The 16466-nt window shown below is 60.3% G+C and carries 15 protein-coding genes; 11 read left to right on the top strand and 4 right to left on the bottom strand.

Going from position 1 to position 16466, the window contains the following annotated elements; genetic code table 11:
* Positions 1 to 579 carry a GbsR/MarR family transcriptional regulator gene (locus AC245Y_RS32660; protein WP_026157699.1) on the bottom strand — a complete coding sequence of 193 codons (579 nt, stop codon included), beginning with the start codon at positions 577 to 579 and terminating at the stop codon, positions 1 to 3.
* Between the two features lie 644 nt (positions 580 to 1223).
* On the opposite strand from AC245Y_RS32660, the gene AC245Y_RS32655 reads away from it, so the two are divergent.
* The 3 genes from AC245Y_RS32655 to AC245Y_RS32645 all read left to right on the top strand — a co-directional run bounded on the left by AC245Y_RS32655 (position 1224) and on the right by AC245Y_RS32645 (position 5279).
* On the top strand, positions 1224 to 3185 hold the full coding sequence (locus AC245Y_RS32655) for a DUF3604 domain-containing protein (RefSeq protein ID WP_026157698.1): 1962 nt from the start codon (positions 1224 to 1226) through the stop codon (positions 3183 to 3185).
* Between the two features lie 226 nt (positions 3186 to 3411).
* On the top strand, positions 3412 to 4296 hold the full coding sequence (locus AC245Y_RS32650) for a peptidyl-prolyl cis-trans isomerase (RefSeq protein ID WP_017997219.1): 885 nt from the start codon (positions 3412 to 3414) through the stop codon (positions 4294 to 4296).
* Complete coding sequence (locus tag AC245Y_RS32645; RefSeq protein WP_017997218.1) at positions 4293 to 5279, top strand: HupE/UreJ family protein; 987 nt, start codon at positions 4293 to 4295, stop codon at positions 5277 to 5279. The genes AC245Y_RS32650 and AC245Y_RS32645 overlap by 4 nt, the downstream gene beginning before the upstream one ends.
* A gap of 165 nt (positions 5280 to 5444) precedes the next feature.
* Here the strand turns inward: AC245Y_RS32645 and AC245Y_RS32640 are convergent, their stop codons facing one another.
* Positions 5445 to 6044, bottom strand: a complete 600-nt coding sequence (locus AC245Y_RS32640) for a HupE/UreJ family protein (protein ID WP_017997217.1) — start codon at positions 6042 to 6044, stop codon at positions 5445 to 5447.
* A 277-nt stretch (positions 6045 to 6321) separates the two neighbouring features.
* Between AC245Y_RS32640 and AC245Y_RS32635 the strand changes: the two genes are divergently transcribed.
* Positions 6322 to 7353: a hydroxyacid dehydrogenase gene (locus tag AC245Y_RS32635; RefSeq protein WP_026157697.1), complete on the top strand. Its 1032-nt coding sequence runs from the start codon at positions 6322 to 6324 to the stop codon at positions 7351 to 7353.
* A gap of 128 nt (positions 7354 to 7481) precedes the next feature.
* On the opposite strand, the gene AC245Y_RS32630 is transcribed toward AC245Y_RS32635, so the two are convergent.
* Both AC245Y_RS32630 and AC245Y_RS32625 read right to left on the bottom strand, forming a co-directional pair.
* Positions 7482 to 8477: a Tim44 domain-containing protein gene (locus AC245Y_RS32630; RefSeq protein WP_017997215.1), complete on the bottom strand. Its 996-nt coding sequence runs from the start codon at positions 8475 to 8477 to the stop codon at positions 7482 to 7484.
* Positions 8478 to 8561: 84 nt separating this feature from the next.
* Positions 8562 to 9020, bottom strand: coding sequence for a YbaK/EbsC family protein (locus AC245Y_RS32625; protein ID WP_017997214.1), 459 nt, complete (start codon positions 9018 to 9020; stop codon positions 8562 to 8564).
* A gap of 247 nt (positions 9021 to 9267) precedes the next feature.
* Here AC245Y_RS32625 and AC245Y_RS32620 point away from each other — a divergent pair, with 247 nt between their 5' ends.
* The 7 genes from AC245Y_RS32620 to AC245Y_RS32590 all read left to right on the top strand — a co-directional run bounded on the left by AC245Y_RS32620 (position 9268) and on the right by AC245Y_RS32590 (position 16456).
* A complete protein-coding gene (locus tag AC245Y_RS32620; RefSeq protein WP_003552053.1) occupies positions 9268 to 10614 on the top strand; it encodes an extracellular solute-binding protein in 1347 nt (448 codons plus the stop codon).
* A 64-nt stretch (positions 10615 to 10678) separates the two neighbouring features.
* On the top strand, positions 10679 to 11980 hold the full coding sequence (locus AC245Y_RS32615; RefSeq protein ID WP_012760031.1) for a carbohydrate ABC transporter permease: 1302 nt from the start codon (positions 10679 to 10681) through the stop codon (positions 11978 to 11980).
* 2 nt (positions 11981 to 11982) lie between these two features.
* Positions 11983 to 12825 (top strand): carbohydrate ABC transporter permease, encoded by an 843-nt coding sequence (locus AC245Y_RS32610; RefSeq protein ID WP_026154681.1) that lies wholly within the window; start codon positions 11983 to 11985, stop codon positions 12823 to 12825.
* Entirely contained in the window at positions 12825 to 13880 is a 1056-nt protein-coding gene (locus tag AC245Y_RS32605) for an ABC transporter ATP-binding protein (protein ID WP_017997213.1), read from the top strand. Before AC245Y_RS32610 ends, AC245Y_RS32605 begins: the two co-directional genes overlap by 1 nt.
* Positions 13880 to 14659, top strand: coding sequence for a glycerophosphodiester phosphodiesterase (locus AC245Y_RS32600; RefSeq protein ID WP_017997212.1), 780 nt, complete (start codon positions 13880 to 13882; stop codon positions 14657 to 14659). The genes AC245Y_RS32605 and AC245Y_RS32600 overlap by 1 nt, the downstream gene beginning before the upstream one ends.
* The gene (locus AC245Y_RS32595; RefSeq protein ID WP_012760035.1) at positions 14643 to 15647 is read left to right on the top strand and encodes a LacI family DNA-binding transcriptional regulator; all 1005 of its coding nucleotides are present in this window, start codon (positions 14643 to 14645) and stop codon (positions 15645 to 15647) included. Before AC245Y_RS32600 ends, AC245Y_RS32595 begins: the two co-directional genes overlap by 17 nt.
* Positions 15647 to 16456 (top strand): inositol monophosphatase family protein, encoded by an 810-nt coding sequence (locus AC245Y_RS32590; protein WP_017997211.1) that lies wholly within the window; start codon positions 15647 to 15649, stop codon positions 16454 to 16456. Before AC245Y_RS32595 ends, AC245Y_RS32590 begins: the two co-directional genes overlap by 1 nt.
* The last annotated feature ends 10 nt before the right edge of the window (positions 16457 to 16466 follow it).

Genomic DNA, 16466 nt, shown 5'->3' with positions numbered 1-16466 from the left:
CTAACTCTTGTTCGCAGGATTTGGCCGGCGGCTGCGGCCGAGCGAAACGACCCGGTCCTTGGCCTCCAGAAGCTTGGTCACTTTCGCGCCCAGCGAGAGTAGCGTTGCGAGCCTTTCTGTTTCAAGTTGTTTTACGTCTTCATACCAATGCGTCAGTTGCTCGATCAGCGTGTGCATCTCGCTCATCCGTTGCTGCGCATGCCGCTCGGCGTCGCTGGCCGGCCGCTGCATCAGGATCTCTCGCAGAACCGACAGCGTCGGATCGACTTCGCGCTTCTTTCGCTCCTCGGCAAGCGTCCTCAATATCTGCCAGACATCATCAGGCGTGGTGAAGAAATCGCGACGGTCGTCCGGCTTGTGTTTCAGGATGACAAGGTTCCAGGCCTGCAGTTCGCGCAGGCTCATCGAAACATTGGAGCGCGAGATGCCGAGCGACTCGGCGATCTCTTCGGCGCAGACCGGCGCGGGCGAGACGAAGAGCAGGGCATAGATCTGGCCGACCGTGCGGTTGATTCCCCAGCGGGACCCCATTTCGCCGAAGTGGAGAACGAAGGACTGGACGAGAGGCGGAAGGTTCATGGTCGTTTCCGTTGCGTCTGTGATTTCAGAAATTTCTGAAATCACTATACTGACTTTCGCGTCTCGCCGGCAATCGGCAAGGCAGGCCTGCGTCAATTTGGATGTCCGTTCGTTGATGGTGGGCTAAAGCGCGTCGCGTTCAATCGGATTCATGCGACGCGATTTAGTCTTTGTTTTAATGCATGTTGTTATCCCAAAACCGCTGCACATTTTTGGGCGACATGCAGTAGATATAGCCGGGTGCGGCGCAGGCCGATTTGACTTGGATCAAGTCTACAGCACTTGCAGCGATGGCGCAGAAACGCTCGGCAATGCGCGGTGCATGCCGAGCGTTCTGGTTGGATCGTAATGTCTTGGTGGCTTTACTTCCTGATTTCAATTGAAGCCGTAAGCCCGAAGTGGTTATCGAGGCGCACCGCCTTGAGATTGTTTCCACAATGTTTCCGTGATGTACTTTACATATTGCTAAAGTAGTGTTCAGCTAACCTCGGGGATCAATCCCGCCGGGATGGCCACGCAAACAGACTTACATATACATTTCTGTTTCGAATAGCTTCGCTCAGGGCTCGGCAATACACCCTCAGCCATCGGGCCGCAGGTGCAACAGAATACGCAGCTGTTGATTTCAATGGAGGGTATTCGCAATGACCGCTAATCTTAAATCCGTAACCGGGGCCGCTGCAGTTGTAGCCGGCGTCTTGGCAGTCGGCTTGTGTCACCCAGTCTGGTCGCAGGAGGCCGAACACACTGATATCGGGGATCGCGACAAAGAAAAAGCCGCGCAGCTTTTCCCGAAACAGCGGCCTTATTCGCCTTACGCCGACAGAAATTTTCCAACGCGCCCCTTCTTTGGGGACACGCACCTTCACACCTCATTTTCGATGGATGCCGGAGCCTTCGGCGCGAGGATAGGTCCCCGGGACGCATATCGGTTTGCCAGGGGCGAACAGATCACAGCTTCCTCGGGACAGCCTGCGAAGCTTTCGCGTCCTCTGGACTTCCTGGTGGTCGCGGACCACTCCGACAACATGGGATTCTTCCCCGATCTGTTTGCCGGCAAACCAAACTTGCTCGCCGATCCGACGGGGCGCAAATGGTACGACATGTTGCAATCGGGCAAGGGCGCGGACGCCGCGATCGAAATTATTGTCGCGTTCTCCCACGGCAAGTTCCCGAAAGACCTCATGTATTTTCCGGGAACCGACTCCTATCGAAGCGCCTGGCAGGACACGGTCGCTGCCGCAGAAGAATTCAACGAGCCGAACCGCTTCACGGCCTTCATCGGTTATGAATGGACCTCGAATACCAACGGCAACAACCTGCATCGCAATGTTATTTTCCGTGACAATGCTGACAAGGCAAGCCAGGTCGAGCCGTTCACTGTGTATCAGCCATTTGGCAGCGACAATCCTGCCGATCTTTGGAAATGGATGGCGGGCTACGAGCAGAAGACGGGAGGTCGGGTGCTGGCAATCGCGCATAACGGCAATCTCAGCAATGGCCTGATGTTTCCCATCGTCGAGCAGTTCGGCAAGAAGATCGACGTGGATTATCTCCAGACCCGCGCCAAGTGGGAACGACTCTACGAAGTGGCGCAAACCAAGGGATCAGGTGAGGCACACCCCTTCCTGTCGCCGAACGACGAGTTCGCGGACTTCGAAATCTGGGACAAGGGCAATCTGGACGGTAGTGTGGCCAAGACGAACGAGATGCTCGAATTCGAGTACGCGCGTTCCGCTTACAAGAACGGGATGAAGCTCGAACAGCAGCTCGGCACCAATCCCTACAAGTTCGGGCTGATCAGCAGCAGCGACGCCCATACCGGGCTCGCCGCAATGGAGGAAGACAACTTTTTCGGCAAGACGACGCCGCAAGAGCCTAGTCCACATCGCATGACGGCGACTTTCGTCGACAACAAACAGACCGGCGTCAAGATCATGGACTGGGAGGTGTCTGCGGCGGGCTACGCGGCCGTGTGGGCCACAGAAAACACCCGGGCCGCTGTGTGGGATGCTATGCAGCGCAAGGAAACCTATGCGACGACTGGCCCGCGTATGGTGGTTCGCTTCTTCGGAGGATGGGATTTCGAGGCAAAGGACGCGCAGAACCGTATGCCGGCAGAGATCGGCTATACAAAGGGCGTGCCGATGGGCGGTGATCTCACCGCGGCACCGACCGGCAAGGTGCCGACATTCCTGGTTGCCGCCCTCAAGGACCCGATCGGAGCAAACCTAGATCGCTACCAGATCGTCAAGGGATGGTTGGACAAGGACGGCAATGCGCAAGAAAAGGTATACGACGTCGTCTGGTCCGATGACCGGAAACCTGCTGGAGATGGGAAATTGCCTCCTGTCGGCAATACGGTGGATTTATCGACCGCCACGTGGACAAATACGATTGGTGATCCCGAACTTATGGCTGTTTGGAAGGACCCGGAATTCGATCCGACGCAGCGGGCGTTCTATTACGGCCGGGTGATCGAAATCCCCACACCCCGATGGACTGCCTACGACGCATACCGCTTCGGCGTAAAGCCTCTGCCCGGCACCGCAATGACGCTGCAGGAGCGCGCCCTTACGTCACCGATCTGGTACAACCCGTCATGACGACGTGAACGTGGTAGGATGGCTTGAAAGAGGTGGCGGCGTTCGATTGCCACCTCGTCAATCTGGGGGTCACCCGCGTTTTCGTACCAGGTCTAAAGCGCGTCGCGATCTTTCAGATTCGCTCATCGCGCTTTAGGCCTTGGTTTTTACGCATGTCGTGAGCGCAAAACCGCTGCACACTTTTGCGCGACATGCATTAGCGATCATTGGCCGGAGGGCCTGCCTCATGCTCATCCGTAAAGTCCTGGTTGAACCCCTGTTCCACTTCCTGATTCTTGGCGTCGTCGTCTTCAGCCTCTATACGCTGACACGTCAGCCTATGACTGTTGGAGAGGATCTGGCCATCGTTGTCGACGAGGGCCAACTCGCACGCATGTTCGACACCTATTCCCGCACCTGGCAACGTCCACCGACGGAGGACGAATTGAAGGGACTCGTCGAGGGTTACATCAAGGAGGAAATCTTCTACCGCGAGGGTCAGAAGATGGGTCTCGCCCAGGACGATACCGTCTTCCGGCGGCGCATGCAGCAGAAGATGGAATTTCTGCTCGAGCCAAGCGTCGAGGAGCTGACGCCAAAATCGGGGGAACTCGAAGCCTATTTCACGGCGCATGCGCAAGACTACCGGCTGCCTGAAAAGCTCGCCTTCCGGCAGATATTTTTCAGGAGCGAACGCACGGGTGACAAAGGCGATCTGAGCGCAACCGCGGTGCTTTCGAAACTCAAATCCGACGCCGCGTCGATTGATATGACCTCTCTCGGCGACTCCTCGCTCCTGCCGGAGAGGACGGTGCTCAGCGACGCCGAACTGATCGCGACCAGCTTCGGTCAAGACTTCGTGTCCGAACTGGCGTCCGCGCCTGAAAACCGATGGTACGGGCCGATCCGGTCGGCATACGGCGTTCATCTTGTCTTCGTTTCAGAACGGCTCATGAGCCATCCGCCCGCACTTTCCGACGCTGGGACCGCAGTGCTTGCAGATTGGGAAAGTGCCCGACGCAAAGACATCGCTGACGCACGCTATGCGGCGATGAAGAAGCAATACGACATCGAGATCAACTGGCCGCGAGACATCGACACATCGCCGATCAAGACGTCGAGTCTGCCATGAGCCGCTTCCTCGGTCTGTTTTTTGGGTGTTTGCTTTGGGTCACTTGTACTGCCAACGCCCATGAACTTCGCCCGGCCTTTCTCGAAATCAACGAGATCGCGCCGGAAAGCTATGCGATCACCTGGAAGGTGCCGGCGCGCGGTGAATACAAAATGGCATTGTCCGTTCACTTGCCGGACGCTTGCCAGCAGATGACCGACCCGGTCGGAGGCCATATCGACACTGCCTATGTCAGCCGATGGCAAGTAAAATGCCCAGGCGGGCTCAGTGGCAAAACTGTATTCATCGGCGGACTATCATCGACATTTACCGATGCGCTGGCAAAGCTAACCAACCTAGACGGCACGACCCAAACAAGCCGTATCGCCCCTTCCGATCCGAACCTGACGATCGCCAAAAGCCTGACGCCCTGGGGCACGGCAAAGACCTATTTCTTCCTCGGCGTCCAGCATATCCTGGAAGGCGTCGATCATCTGCTGTTTGTCTTTGCTCTGCTGCTGCTGATCCGCAACCCGCGAATGCTGCTGCTTACCATCACCTCATTTACCGTGGCGCATTCGATCACGCTTGCAATCGCATCGCTGGACGTCGCCCGACTCCCACAGTCGCCCGTCGAGGCGCTGATCGCATTGAGCATCATGTTCGTCGCTGCCGAGATCATCCGAAGCGGTCGCGGCAGGCGCGATCTTTCCAGCCGTTATCCCTGGATTATCAGTTTCGTGTTTGGCCTCTTGCATGGCTTCGGCTTTGCCGGCGCGCTACGGGAAATCGGCCTTCCACAGAAAGATGTGCCTTTGGCCCTGTTCACGTTCAATCTGGGGGTGGAAGCCGGTCAACTGGCTTTCGTCGCGATTGCACTGCTCGCCGTGGCCAGCTTTAGGCTTGTACGTTTATTTGATTTTTCGCGCATGCACTTCTGGCTTGCCTACCTGATCGGCACCGTCTCGGCCTTCTGGTTCGTGCAGCGTGTGGCTGGTTTTTAGCCGACAAATCGCCACTAGCGCATCGGCCTGAAAATCAGAATCGGTTTTCAGGCCGATGCGTCGATTCAAAATGTTACAGCGTCCTTTTCGCATCTGAAAAGACACGCGGCAGCTGTAATGGCGCTTTTGACCAAGTGCCTGGGCATCATCTGTCTTGCCGGCGGCTCAGATCACGCCCGTCAGGATGCCGACACCGGCAACAGCGGCGAGGCCGCCGGCCGTCCGCACGACGAAGGGACCCTGACGCTCACCGATGCTGGCGATCAGTAAGCCGAGACCGAGGCCGGCGGCATGGAGAAGCGCGGTCGCGAACATGAAGCCGGCGGCATAGGCGGCACCACCGGCGTCTTCCGGCATTTCCGCGCCGTGCGCATGCCCGTGGAAGATCGCGAAGAGACCGACGATACCCATCGCTACCGCAGTCGGAGCCTTGACGTTGAGCGCCACGATTGCGCCGAGGACGATGACGGAAAGCGCAATGCCAACTTCAACGAAGGGAAGGTTCACGCCTGCTATACCGAGCCCGCCGCCGACAGCCATGACAAGGACGAAGGTCGCCGGCACGAGCCAGACCGCACGGCCGCCGAGCTGGAATGCGAAAACACCGACCATCACCATGGCAAGGATATGGTCGAGACCGGAAATAGGATGGCTGAAGCCGTGCATGAAGCCAGAGGTCTGACCGACACCGGTATGAGCATAGGCAACGGCCGGAAGTGCTGCGGCGGCAAGGGCGAACAAACCGGTCTTTAATGCTGATTTCATTGTTCGATTCCCTTGAGTTTTGAAGATCCTGCGGCCGCCGAACACCGGGCATGGTTCTAAAGTCGCGGGACTAGGCTAATTCAAAGAATTTATACCGTCAAATAAAAATGCCAAGAAATACCAAGCCAATTCAACTGCTTATCTGATAGGCAAATGCCACTTTCGATAGCTTCTCCCGGCGCGACGCGCCTCAAGATCGAACTGGAAACAACTCCGCACAGAGGCTATCAATCGTCCGGCAGAGACGGCGCAGACTGCCGCGATGGAGGAGACGCCCATGACGAATACCGAACGGCCGCTGGCGATCAGCGCGCCCGAGCCGCGCACGCTCGATCTGATCTTCAGCGACAAGGCGCGCGCCGAACTGCAGGAGAAATATGAGATCGTCGAGGCCGACCCCGAGAACATCGCCGGGCTCGGCGACGACATCCTCGGCAGGGCACGCTACATCATCGGCCAGCCGCCACTTTCGGCCGAAACGCTAGCCAGAATGCCGGCCTTGCGCTCGATCCTCAACGTCGAAAGCAATCTGCTCAACAACATGCCCTATGAGGTGCTCTTCCAACGCGGCATCCATGTCGTGACGACAGGGCAGGTCTTTGCCGAGCCGGTCGCCGAAATCGGCCTCGGTTTCGCGCTGGCCTTAGCGCGCGGCATCGTCGATGCGGATGTCGCTTTCCGCCAGGGCACGGAACTCTGGGGCGGCGAGGGAAATGCAAGCGCGCGGCTGATCGCCGGCTCCGAGATCGGCATCGTCGGCTTCGGCGATCTCGGCAAAGCGCTGCGCCGGGTCCTGTCCGGCTTCAGAGCCAAGATCCGGGTGTTCGATCCCTGGCTGCCACAATCGATCCTCGAGGAGAACGGCGTCGAGCCTGCAAGCCTCGATGACGTCCTGACAAAGAGCGATTTTGTCTTCGTCGCCGCTGCCGTGACCAGCGAGAACAGGGGATTTCTCAGCGCTGAGGCCTTCGCCAGCATGCGCAAGGGCGCGGCCTTCATCCTGCTCAGCCGCGCTGATGTCATCGATTTCGATGCGTTGATGGCAGCTGTCTCTTCAGGCCATATCGTCGCGGCGAGCGACGTCTACCCTGAGGAACCGTTGCCACCCGATCATCCGGTGCGGAGCCTAAAGGGTTTCATCCGCTCGGCGCATAGGGCCGGCGCCCTCGACAGTGCCTTCAAGAAGATGGGCGACATGGTGCTCGAAGACATGGACCTGATGGATCGCGGCCTGCCGCCGATGCGCTGCAAGCGGGCGGAACGCGAGACGGTCTCCCGCATGCGTTCAAAACCGGTCGCGGTGAATTAGAGCATGTCGCGCAAAAGTGTGGAGCGGTTTTGCGATACCGCCTACGCAAAAGCAAAGATCTAAAGCGCGAGGCGAATCTGAAAGATCGCCACGCGCTTTAGAGCAAAATACCGATTTCGCGCGTCGCTTTAGGCGGCGCGCTGCTCGGCACCCTGGATCGCCGCAAGCTTCCAGTCAGCGCCGGACTTGCGCACGAAAGTCCAAACCTCGGTGCTCTCGCTTGGACGGCGATCGTCGCCGGAAACGACGCGGCCGCTGTCGCGCTCGACAATGGCGTCGATCGAGGAATAACGCATGGCGAGCGTCGCATATTCCTGGCCGTCCTCGCGCCAGGCCTCGGCAATATCGCCCTGCAGCAGCTTGACATCGGAGACGCGGTTGCGCACGCCGTTGGTGGCATTTTCGCCGAGTTCCTCAGCGAGATAGGACATCGCCTCGGGCGTCGTCAGCCGGCGCAAGGTACCGTAATCCTCGGCGCCGTAAGCGGTCTGCACTTGGGTCAGCAGTTCCTCGAACTGATCGAGATCGGCTTGCGCCAGCCCGATCTCGTCGCTCGGCCGATTGCCGCGCGACTGCCCGCCGAAACCGCCCCCCGAACCGATCGTCGGGATCTGGAACGACGACTTATTCGTGGGCGACATGTTATAGGACCGGCTCTGGCCTCCGACGCCGTAGGAAGGCTGGCGGCGGTTGGCGAAATAACGCATGGCGAGCATGACGGCGCCGCCGATCAGCGCGATCTGCAACAGCATGCCGAGCAAGCCGAAGCCGCCGCCGAAACCGTGACCGAGCAGCATGCCGAGAAGGCCGCCGGCAATCAGGCCGCCGATCATCGAACGGCCGAAACCGCCGAACAAGCCAGGGCGCTGGGCGCCAAGAGGCTGCTGCGCGGTGGCAGGTGCCGTGGTCTGCGAACGCGGCGTCATCGACCGTTCGATCGGTGCTATGGCCCCAGGTGCGGTGCTGGTGACCGGCGGAGCCTGGAAGGTGCGCGTGCCGCGGCTTCCGAAACCGCCGCTGCCGGCGCGGCGCGCTTCTGCATCGTCAAGGGAAGCAAAAACGGTAGCGCTCGTCAGTGCGGCAATGGCCGCGATCTTGGCAAAACGCGAAACGGCACTCGGCATTCCTGATCTCCTGTCATGCACAATCACGGCATATCGAGAGCTAATATAGGTACTCTTTCCCGAGTGTGAAGCTCCCCGGATGCGTTACTGGCAGACATCGACCCAGTTGGCGCCAGTCAGCTCAGCCAGCCGTCCGGTTTCGATGCGTACGGCCGAGTTGGTCGAGCCGGCGGCCGGCACGACTTCATCGAAGCGTTTCAGCGAGATATCGCAATAGATGGGCAGCGGCGAGGGCAGGCCGAAGGGGCAGACGCCGCCGACCGGATGGCTGGTGACTGCCACAACCTCTTCGGCATCGAGCATGCGCCCCTTGGCTCCAAACGTGTCCTTGAACTTGCGATTGTCGAGCCGCGCCGTGCCGCCGGCTACGACCAGCATCATCTGCTCGCCGACGCGCAGGCAAATCGTCTTGGCGATCTGGGCCGGCTCGACGCCATGGGCTTCGGCGGCAAGCGCAACCGTCGAGGAGCTCTCGGCGGTTTCGATGATTTCGATATCGGGTGCGTGGGCGCTGAGGAAGGCGCGGACAGATTCAAGGCTCATGACGTGATGCTAGCCCAGGAAATACGCAATTTGAAGCGTAAAAGACGCCTGCCGAAAACCGCCGCTTGCAAGTCGCGCGGACATCGTCATAATAATTTTGCACACGTGCTCAATTTTGTCATTCGGCCGTTACGTTCAACCCCTAGAGCGGGATACGCCACGTTTTCGTGGGGTTTCGGAACGGTCATCATCAGCAGTGCTGACCCGTCAAGAGGCCTCACACTGCTCTTCTAGGGAGACGAAGAAGATGACTATTTTGCCGACACTGAAATCCCTTGCCGTCGCAGCCGCCATCCTGGCGTCGACGTCTGCAATTGCACTCGCTAAGGACGTTCACATCAGCGTCTGGGCCGGCGGCACCGGCCCGAACGACGTCTATCGCCTCGACGCCATCGAGATCGCAGCCCAGCAGCTGCAGCGTGAAGCCGCTCTTAAGGGCGAAGACCTGAAGATCACCGTCGAGAAGAAGCCTTATTCGGCCTGGGAGGACTTCAAGCAGGCGCTGACCCTTGCCGCCGAAGCCAAGACCGCTCCGAATATCGTCGTAAGCGGCCATGAAGACATAGCACCCTGGTCGCAGGCCGGGCTGATCGTACCGATCGAGGATTATGTCGATCTCGACTCTTGGCCGCTCAGCGACATCTATGAAAACCTGTTGCAGATCGCGTCCTATAACGGCACCGTCTACGGTATCCCGCAGGACGCCGAATCCCGTCCGATGTTCTTCTGGAAGCCTTACATGAAGGCGATCGGCTACAGCGACGCCGATCTGGATGCGCTGCCGCAGAGCGTGCAGGACGGCAAGTACACCATGAAGAACCTGCTCGAAGACGCCAAGAAGATGCAGGATAAGGGCCTCGTCCAGCCCGGCTATGGTTTCTATCCGCGCACCAGCAACGGCCCTGATTACTGGCAGTTTTACACCAGCTTCGGCGGCACGATGGAAGAAGGCGGCAAGCTCGTTTTCGACAAGGCCGCGATGACCCGCACCTATCAGTTCTTCGCCGATGCCGTGAAGAGCGGTGTTACCAAGAAGAACCACATCGGCATGCCGGGCGACCAGTGGTGGAAGGAAGTCGCCACAGGCAAGGCCGGCATCTGGGACGGCGGCACCTGGCACTATGCTCGCCTTGTCAACCAGGAAGGCCTGAAGGACTTCTTCGGCAACGTGATCTTCACGCTGATCCCCGCCGGCGAAGGCGGCAAGGCCAACACGCTGACCCATCCGCTCGTCTACCTGCTGACCGCAGGTCACGACCAGGAAGACACTGAGATCGCCGCCCAGTTGGTTAAGATCGCCTCCGAGCCACGCATCAACGCGCTGCATGCAGTCAAATCGGCCCATCTCGGCATCTCCAAGTCGGAATCCACCGTCGAATTCTATTCGGCCGACCGCTGGACCCGCGAAGCCACCGAGCGCCTGCTGCCACATGCCAATGCGATGCCGAACAATTCCGATTTCGGCAAATATTGGAACATCATGTGGAAGAACCTCGAAGCATCCTGGACCGGCGCCAAGACCGTAGACGCCGCGGTCGGTGATGCAGAGAGCGAGCTGAAGAGCACGCTCGGCGACAAGATCGTCATCCGCTAAGGTCGAAGCACTCTTCCGGGCGGCGGTAACCCGCTGCCCGGTCGGTCCGCGATGAGGGGCTTCCATGAAATCGTCCAGAACGCTCGGACTGGTGATGATCGCGCCTGCGGCGATCATGATCGTTCTTTTCTTCCTGATGCCGGTCGTTCTGACAGCGGTCTTTTCGATGACCAGCATGACGACGGCGACCGGTATTTCCGGCGGCGTCTATCAGATCGCACCCAACTCCATGATTGCGCTAAAATCGGCAATACCGGACATTGCCGCCGAGATGGCCGAACCGCGCTACACGATCGACGAGGCGGGCCTCAAGGCCGTCGAAGGACTCGGGCTTGCGCCGGGGATTGCTGGGGAATTGCGCGCCAAACATGCAGGTGAGGTGTTCACGGCACGCCGCGACGTCGAGCGCATGCTCAAGGATCTCGCCGACCGGCCTTCGACGCGCGACGTCAAGCAGATTTCCGAACAGTTCAACCGCTCCGTCCTCAACACCCGCTTCGACAGCAAGGAGCAGCTCTTTTCGGCGCTGGATAGTCTGGGTTTCAAACTGACACCGGAGCAGAAGGAAACGGTCGCCAAGGCCACTTATACCGGCTGGGTTTGGACGACCGACAATTTCTCGCGCATGACCACCTCACCCGATATGGCGCGTGTACTCTTGAATACCGTGCTCTACGTCGCGCTGGTGCTGATGCTGTTCAATGTCGGTTATGCGCTGCTACTTGCCATTTGGACGCATTACATGCCGCCGACGCCGGCCTCGATCTTCCGCGGCATCTGGCTCCTGCCGCGCATTACCCCTGTCGTCATCTATGTCATGCTATGGAAGTGGCTTGCCTGGGATACCGGCTTCATTTCGATCCTGATGGGCAAGTTCGGCTATCCGCCAAAGAACTACCTTCTCGACAACGCTTACAACGCCTGGTTCTTCGTCGTGTTGATCAACGGCTTCATCGGCGCCTCGATGGGCATGCTGGTGTTCTCCTCGGCGATGAAGGCCATTCCGAAGAGCCAGTTCTATGCGAGCGAGGTCGACGGCGCCTCGCGCTGGCAGCAGATTCGCTACATCATTCTGCCACAGATGCGCTGGCCAATCCTCTTTGTTACCTGCTACCAGACCTTGTCGCTGCTTGCCTCCTTCAATGAAATCCTGCTCGCCACCAATGGCGGACCGGGCAATGCGACCGAGGTCTGGGCGCTCTCGGCCTATCACACTGCGCTGAGGAACTATGCCGGCAACCTCGAATACGGGTTGGGTGCCGCCATGGCCTTGGTGCTCGTCGTCATCGGCGTGACGCTGTCGCTCCTCTATCTGCGCGTCTTCAACTACGGCACGCTTGTCGCCAAGCCCTTGATCGAGGATTGACCATGGCCGAACGATCGCAGCCCTCGGCAAACTACCGCAGCTGGCCTGTCATAACGGCGCTGACCATCGTCAGCCTGCCGCTGCTCCTGATGTATGTCTATCTCTTCCTCGACACGGTGACCGTGAAGCAGGCGGACGCACTGCTGCCCTCCGGCTTGACGCTCGACCACTGGCGCTTCCTCTGGCAGACGACGGAGGGCAAGGCGAACATCTGGCAGGTGACCGTGAATACGCTGCTGTTTGCGGCCTGCACCACCAGCCTCGTGCTCATCGTCTCGTCGATGGCGGGCTACGTGCTATCGCGACTGAACGTCCCGGCACGCGGCTTCTTCCTCGCCGGCGTCATGGTCCTGCATGCCTTCCCGTCGGTGACGCTGATCATCGCCATCTTCATCGTGCTGCAGATGATCGGTCTCTACAATTCGCTGATCGGCGTCATCCTGGTAAAGGCGGCGATCGACCTGCCGCTCGGCATCTGGTTGATGAAGGGCTTTTACGACACCGTGCCCTGGGAAATCGAAATGGCCGGCGTCGTCGACGGCGCCTCGCGCTTCCGGGTCTGGCGCAGCCTCGTGCTGCCGCAGGTCAAGCCCGGCATCATGGCGCTTGGCCTCTTCTCTTTCCTCTCCGGCTGGGGCGAGTTCATCCTGCCGCAGGTGCTGGCACCTGGTAATCAGGTGCAGGTGCTTTCGGTCTATCTCGCGGCCTTCCTCGCCGACGACAACAACTATGATTTCAACATGTTCAAAGCCGTCGGCGTCTTCTACCTCGTTCCGGTGCTGATCGTTTACGCGCTCTTCAACAAATACCTCATGAACATCTATGGCGGCGGGAGCAAAGGCTGATGCGAATCCTCCTCGACAATTTTTCGAAGAGCTTCGGCTCCACCAAGGTCATCGAGAACATGACCCTCGAAGTCGGCAACGGCGAGATGCTGGCGCTGCTCGGTCCTTCCGGCTGCGGCAAATCGACGACGCTGTTTTCCGTCTGCGGCATCCATCGGCCAAGCGGCGGACGCATCCTCTTCGGCGACCGCGACGTCACCGACCTGCCGAGCCAGGCTCGCAATGTCGGCGTCGTTTTCCAGTCCTATGCGCTCTATCCGCACATGACGGTTACCGAGAACATCGGCTTTCCGCTGAAGGTGAAGGGCATGCCGGCTGGCGAGATCCGCAAGGAGGTCGACCGTATCGCGGCTCTCGTTCAGATCGGTAACTTGATGGGCCGCAGGCCGGCCGAGCTTTCCGGCGGCCAGCAGCAGCGCGTCGCCCTGGCGCGCGCGCTGATCCGCAAGCCCGATGTGCTGCTGCTCGACGAGCCGCTCGCCAATCTCGACGCCAAGCTGCGCCTCGAAATGCGATCGGAAATCCGCCGCCTGCAGCGCGAAACCGGCATTACCGCCATTCTCGTCACCCACGACCAGGTGGAGGCGATGAGCATGTGCGACCGCATCGCCATCATGAAGGAGGGCGAGATCGTCCAGATCGCCACGCCGGCCGAAATGTACAATGATCCGAAGACCGCCTTCGTCGCCGGCTTTCTCGGCAATCCGCCTATCACCTTCCTGCGCGGCATCGTGGACAAGGGCGCATTCACAATCCCGCAAAGCGAGATCCGCGTGCCGCTGCCCGATACCGTCGGTGCCGCCGAAGGTACCAAGCTGATGCTCGGCGTCCGGCCCGAGCATTTCACGCCGGCAGGCGACATCGCCGTCCCGGGCAAGGTCACCTTCGCCGAAACGCAGGGCCGCGAGAACCTCTACGACGTGGCTCTTGCCGGCGGACCGCTGTTGCGTTCGATCCAGCCGGTGCGTAGCGATGTTCACGTCGGCGACGACGTCCGCTGGGCGATCGACAGCCGCGGCATATTCGTTTTCGACGAAAATGGCAGGAGGCTCTGATGACCCGCGATTTCTCGGTATTCTTCCAGCGTTACGGTTGGCCAACGGCCAAGGGCCGGCTTCCCTTCTGCATCGGCCATCGCGGCGCCAGTGGCCATGAACGCGAGAATACAATAGCCGCTTTCCGCCGTGCCGCCGAACTCGGCGCGGAAATGTGGGAGCTCGACACGCAGCTGACCAAGGACGGCGTAGTCGTCGTCTCGCATGACGACCATCTCGAGCGTGTCTTCGGCATCGACCGCCGCATTTCCGAAATGACGGCGGCAGAGCTCGCCCGCCTCGACGGCGTCGACGTGCCGAGTTTTTCGGAGGTGGCCGCACTCGGCCGCGAGACCGGAACCGGTCTCTATGTCGAGCTGAAGGCGCCTGGAACCGGCCTGCGCTGCTGGCAGCACCTTGTCGAGATGAACCAGCGTTTCGCCTGTCTCGGCTCCTTCGACACGGCACAGGTGCGCGAACTTCGCGACGCGGCCTGCGATTTTCCGCTTTCGGTGCTGATCCGGGTCGGCCACGATCCGCACGCGCTCGGCGACGAGGCCGGCGCCGATATCCTGCATCTGTGCTGGGAGAGGGCAGGCGAACGTCCGCAGGATCTGGTGAGCGAGGTGTTGATGCGCCGCGCCTTCGAGGCTGGCCGCGAGATCGTGCTCTGGCACGAGGAACGGCCGGCCATCCTCGATGACCTCATGAAGCTTCCGGTTCTCGGCATCTGCACGGATCTACCCGATCTGATGCGGCCGCCTGCGGCTAAGGAAAAAGCAATTGGCAGACAGGGATAAGGGACCGCGCAAGGTAACCTCCTTCGACGTGGCGCGTGTGGCCGGCGTCTCGCGCGCTGCCGTGTCGCGCGCCTTCACGCCGGATGCCAGCGTCTCGCCGAAGACGCGCGAGAAGGTCTATCAGGCCGCCAAGGAACTTGGCTACCGGGTCAACTATCTTGCCCGAAGCCTCACCAACAAACGCTCCGATCTCGTCGGCCTTGTCGCTGCCGGCCTCGACAATCCGTTCCGCACGCTGCAAATCGAAAACCTGGCAAGAGTGCTGCTCGCCCGCAATTTCCGCCCCATCCTACTGCCGACCTCGCCGGAGGCTGATACTTCGACGGTCATTGGCCAGCTGCTGCATTACGCCGTATCAGGCGTCATCGTCACCTCGGACGCACCGCCGACCGAGATCTGCGAGCAGTGCGCGGCCGAGGGTGTGCCGATCGTGCTGATCAACAAGGGCAACGACATTCCCTTCGTCGACCGCATCATCTCCGACGACCGCATGGCCGGCCATCTCGCCGCCACCCACCTGATCGACAGCGGCGTGCGAAAGCCCGCCGTGATGGCTGCCCCTGCCATATCCTATACGGCGCGGCGGCGCAGCGAGGCCTTCATCGCACGCTGCAAGCAGCTCGGCGTCGAGGCGCAGTTTCTGCAGGTCAGGATCAACGACTACCGGAGCGGGTACGATGCTGCAACCGAACTTGCCGCATCCGGCATCGACGGGCTGTTCTGCGCCAACGACTACATGGCCTGCGGCGTGGTCGATCGCATCATGCAGGGCCGCGGCCGCGAGGATGCGCCGCCGCTCTCCATCATCGGCCATGACGACATTCCTCAGGCGAGCTGGGCGGCCTATGATCTCACGACCATCCGCCAACCCTGCGACGTCCAGGCCGAAAAGACGGTCGACCTGCTGATGAGCCGCATCGTCGAGCCGGACCTGACGGCGCGTGTCGAATTCACGCCGGTGACACTGATCAGAAGAAGGACTGCCTGATGAACTCCGTATTCGACGCCGCCGCCATCCGCGCACGGGCGGAGGTCGCCATCACCGTTGCCCTCGATGTCGGACGGGAGACGGCCCGGTTTCGGCACGATTCCGACCCCGGCGCGCTTGCCGTCGAGAACAAGGGATTGCAGGATTTCGTCACCGTTGCCGACAGGAGGGCCGAGCAGGCGATCCGCGAAGGGCTGCTCTCGCGCTTTCCGGATGACACTTTCATGGGCGAAGAGAGTGGCGGACGATCGGGTAAGGGCGGCACCTGGGTCGTCGATCCGATCGACGGCACGACCAACTATATCAGAGGCTTCCGGCACTGGGGCGTTTCGATCGCCTTTGTCGTCGGCGGACAGGTCGAGATCGGCGTGGTCTACGACGCCGCCGGCGACAAGGTCTTTCACGCCGTCCGCGGCGGCGGCGCCTTTAAGGACGGTTTGCCGGTGCATGCGGCTGCGACCGCCGATCCGGCAAATGCGCTTGTCATTCTCGGCCATTCCCGCAAGACGAGCTTCGACGACTATCTTGCGCTCTCCAAACGGCTTCACGAACGCGGCATGGATTATCGCCGCACGGGTGCGGCCGCGATCGACCTCGTTCGTGTCGCCGAGGGTGCTGCCGATCTCTATTACGAACGCCACCTCAATGCTTGGGACATGCTCGCCGGCGCGTTGATCGCCGAAGAGGCCGGCGCTGCGGTGGCGATGCCGCCGGTCGAGAGGCTGCTTGCGCAGGGCGGACCTGTCATCGCCTACTCGCCGGGGCTTGCTGGCGAGTTCGCGTTCATCCTCGACATCGAGGGGCTATAGATAGACCACT

It is taken from the genome of Rhizobium sp. SRDI943 (assembly GCF_057653695.1).
The sequence above is the reverse complement of the archived record's forward strand: the minus strand, read 5'-3'. Positions and strand labels throughout refer to the sequence as shown.

Excerpts from the sequence above, each read along its gene's own strand:
- AC245Y_RS32615 (WP_012760031.1), top strand. The coding sequence starts at position 10,679 with ATGAAATCGTCCAGAACGCTCGGACTGGTGATGATCGCGCCTGCGGCG.
- AC245Y_RS32630 (WP_017997215.1), bottom strand. The coding sequence starts at position 8,477 with ATGCCGAGTGCCGTTTCGCGTTTTGCCAAGATCGCGGCCATTGCCGCA.
- AC245Y_RS32620 (WP_003552053.1), top strand. The coding sequence starts at position 9,268 with ATGACTATTTTGCCGACACTGAAATCCCTTGCCGTCGCAGCCGCCATC.
- AC245Y_RS32650 (WP_017997219.1), top strand. The coding sequence starts at position 3,412 with ATGCTCATCCGTAAAGTCCTGGTTGAACCCCTGTTCCACTTCCTGATT.
- AC245Y_RS32605 (WP_017997213.1), top strand. The coding sequence starts at position 12,825 with ATGCGAATCCTCCTCGACAATTTTTCGAAGAGCTTCGGCTCCACCAAG.
- AC245Y_RS32655 (WP_026157698.1), top strand. The coding sequence starts at position 1,224 with ATGACCGCTAATCTTAAATCCGTAACCGGGGCCGCTGCAGTTGTAGCC.
- AC245Y_RS32635 (WP_026157697.1), top strand. The coding sequence starts at position 6,322 with ATGACGAATACCGAACGGCCGCTGGCGATCAGCGCGCCCGAGCCGCGC.
- AC245Y_RS32590 (WP_017997211.1), top strand. The coding sequence starts at position 15,647 with ATGAACTCCGTATTCGACGCCGCCGCCATCCGCGCACGGGCGGAGGTC.
- AC245Y_RS32610 (WP_026154681.1), top strand. The coding sequence starts at position 11,983 with ATGGCCGAACGATCGCAGCCCTCGGCAAACTACCGCAGCTGGCCTGTC.
- AC245Y_RS32660 (WP_026157699.1), bottom strand. The coding sequence starts at position 579 with ATGAACCTTCCGCCTCTCGTCCAGTCCTTCGTTCTCCACTTCGGCGAA.
- AC245Y_RS32645 (WP_017997218.1), top strand. The coding sequence starts at position 4,293 with ATGAGCCGCTTCCTCGGTCTGTTTTTTGGGTGTTTGCTTTGGGTCACT.
- AC245Y_RS32600 (WP_017997212.1), top strand. The coding sequence starts at position 13,880 with ATGACCCGCGATTTCTCGGTATTCTTCCAGCGTTACGGTTGGCCAACG.
- AC245Y_RS32640 (WP_017997217.1), bottom strand. The coding sequence starts at position 6,044 with ATGAAATCAGCATTAAAGACCGGTTTGTTCGCCCTTGCCGCCGCAGCA.
- AC245Y_RS32625 (WP_017997214.1), bottom strand. The coding sequence starts at position 9,020 with ATGAGCCTTGAATCTGTCCGCGCCTTCCTCAGCGCCCACGCACCCGAT.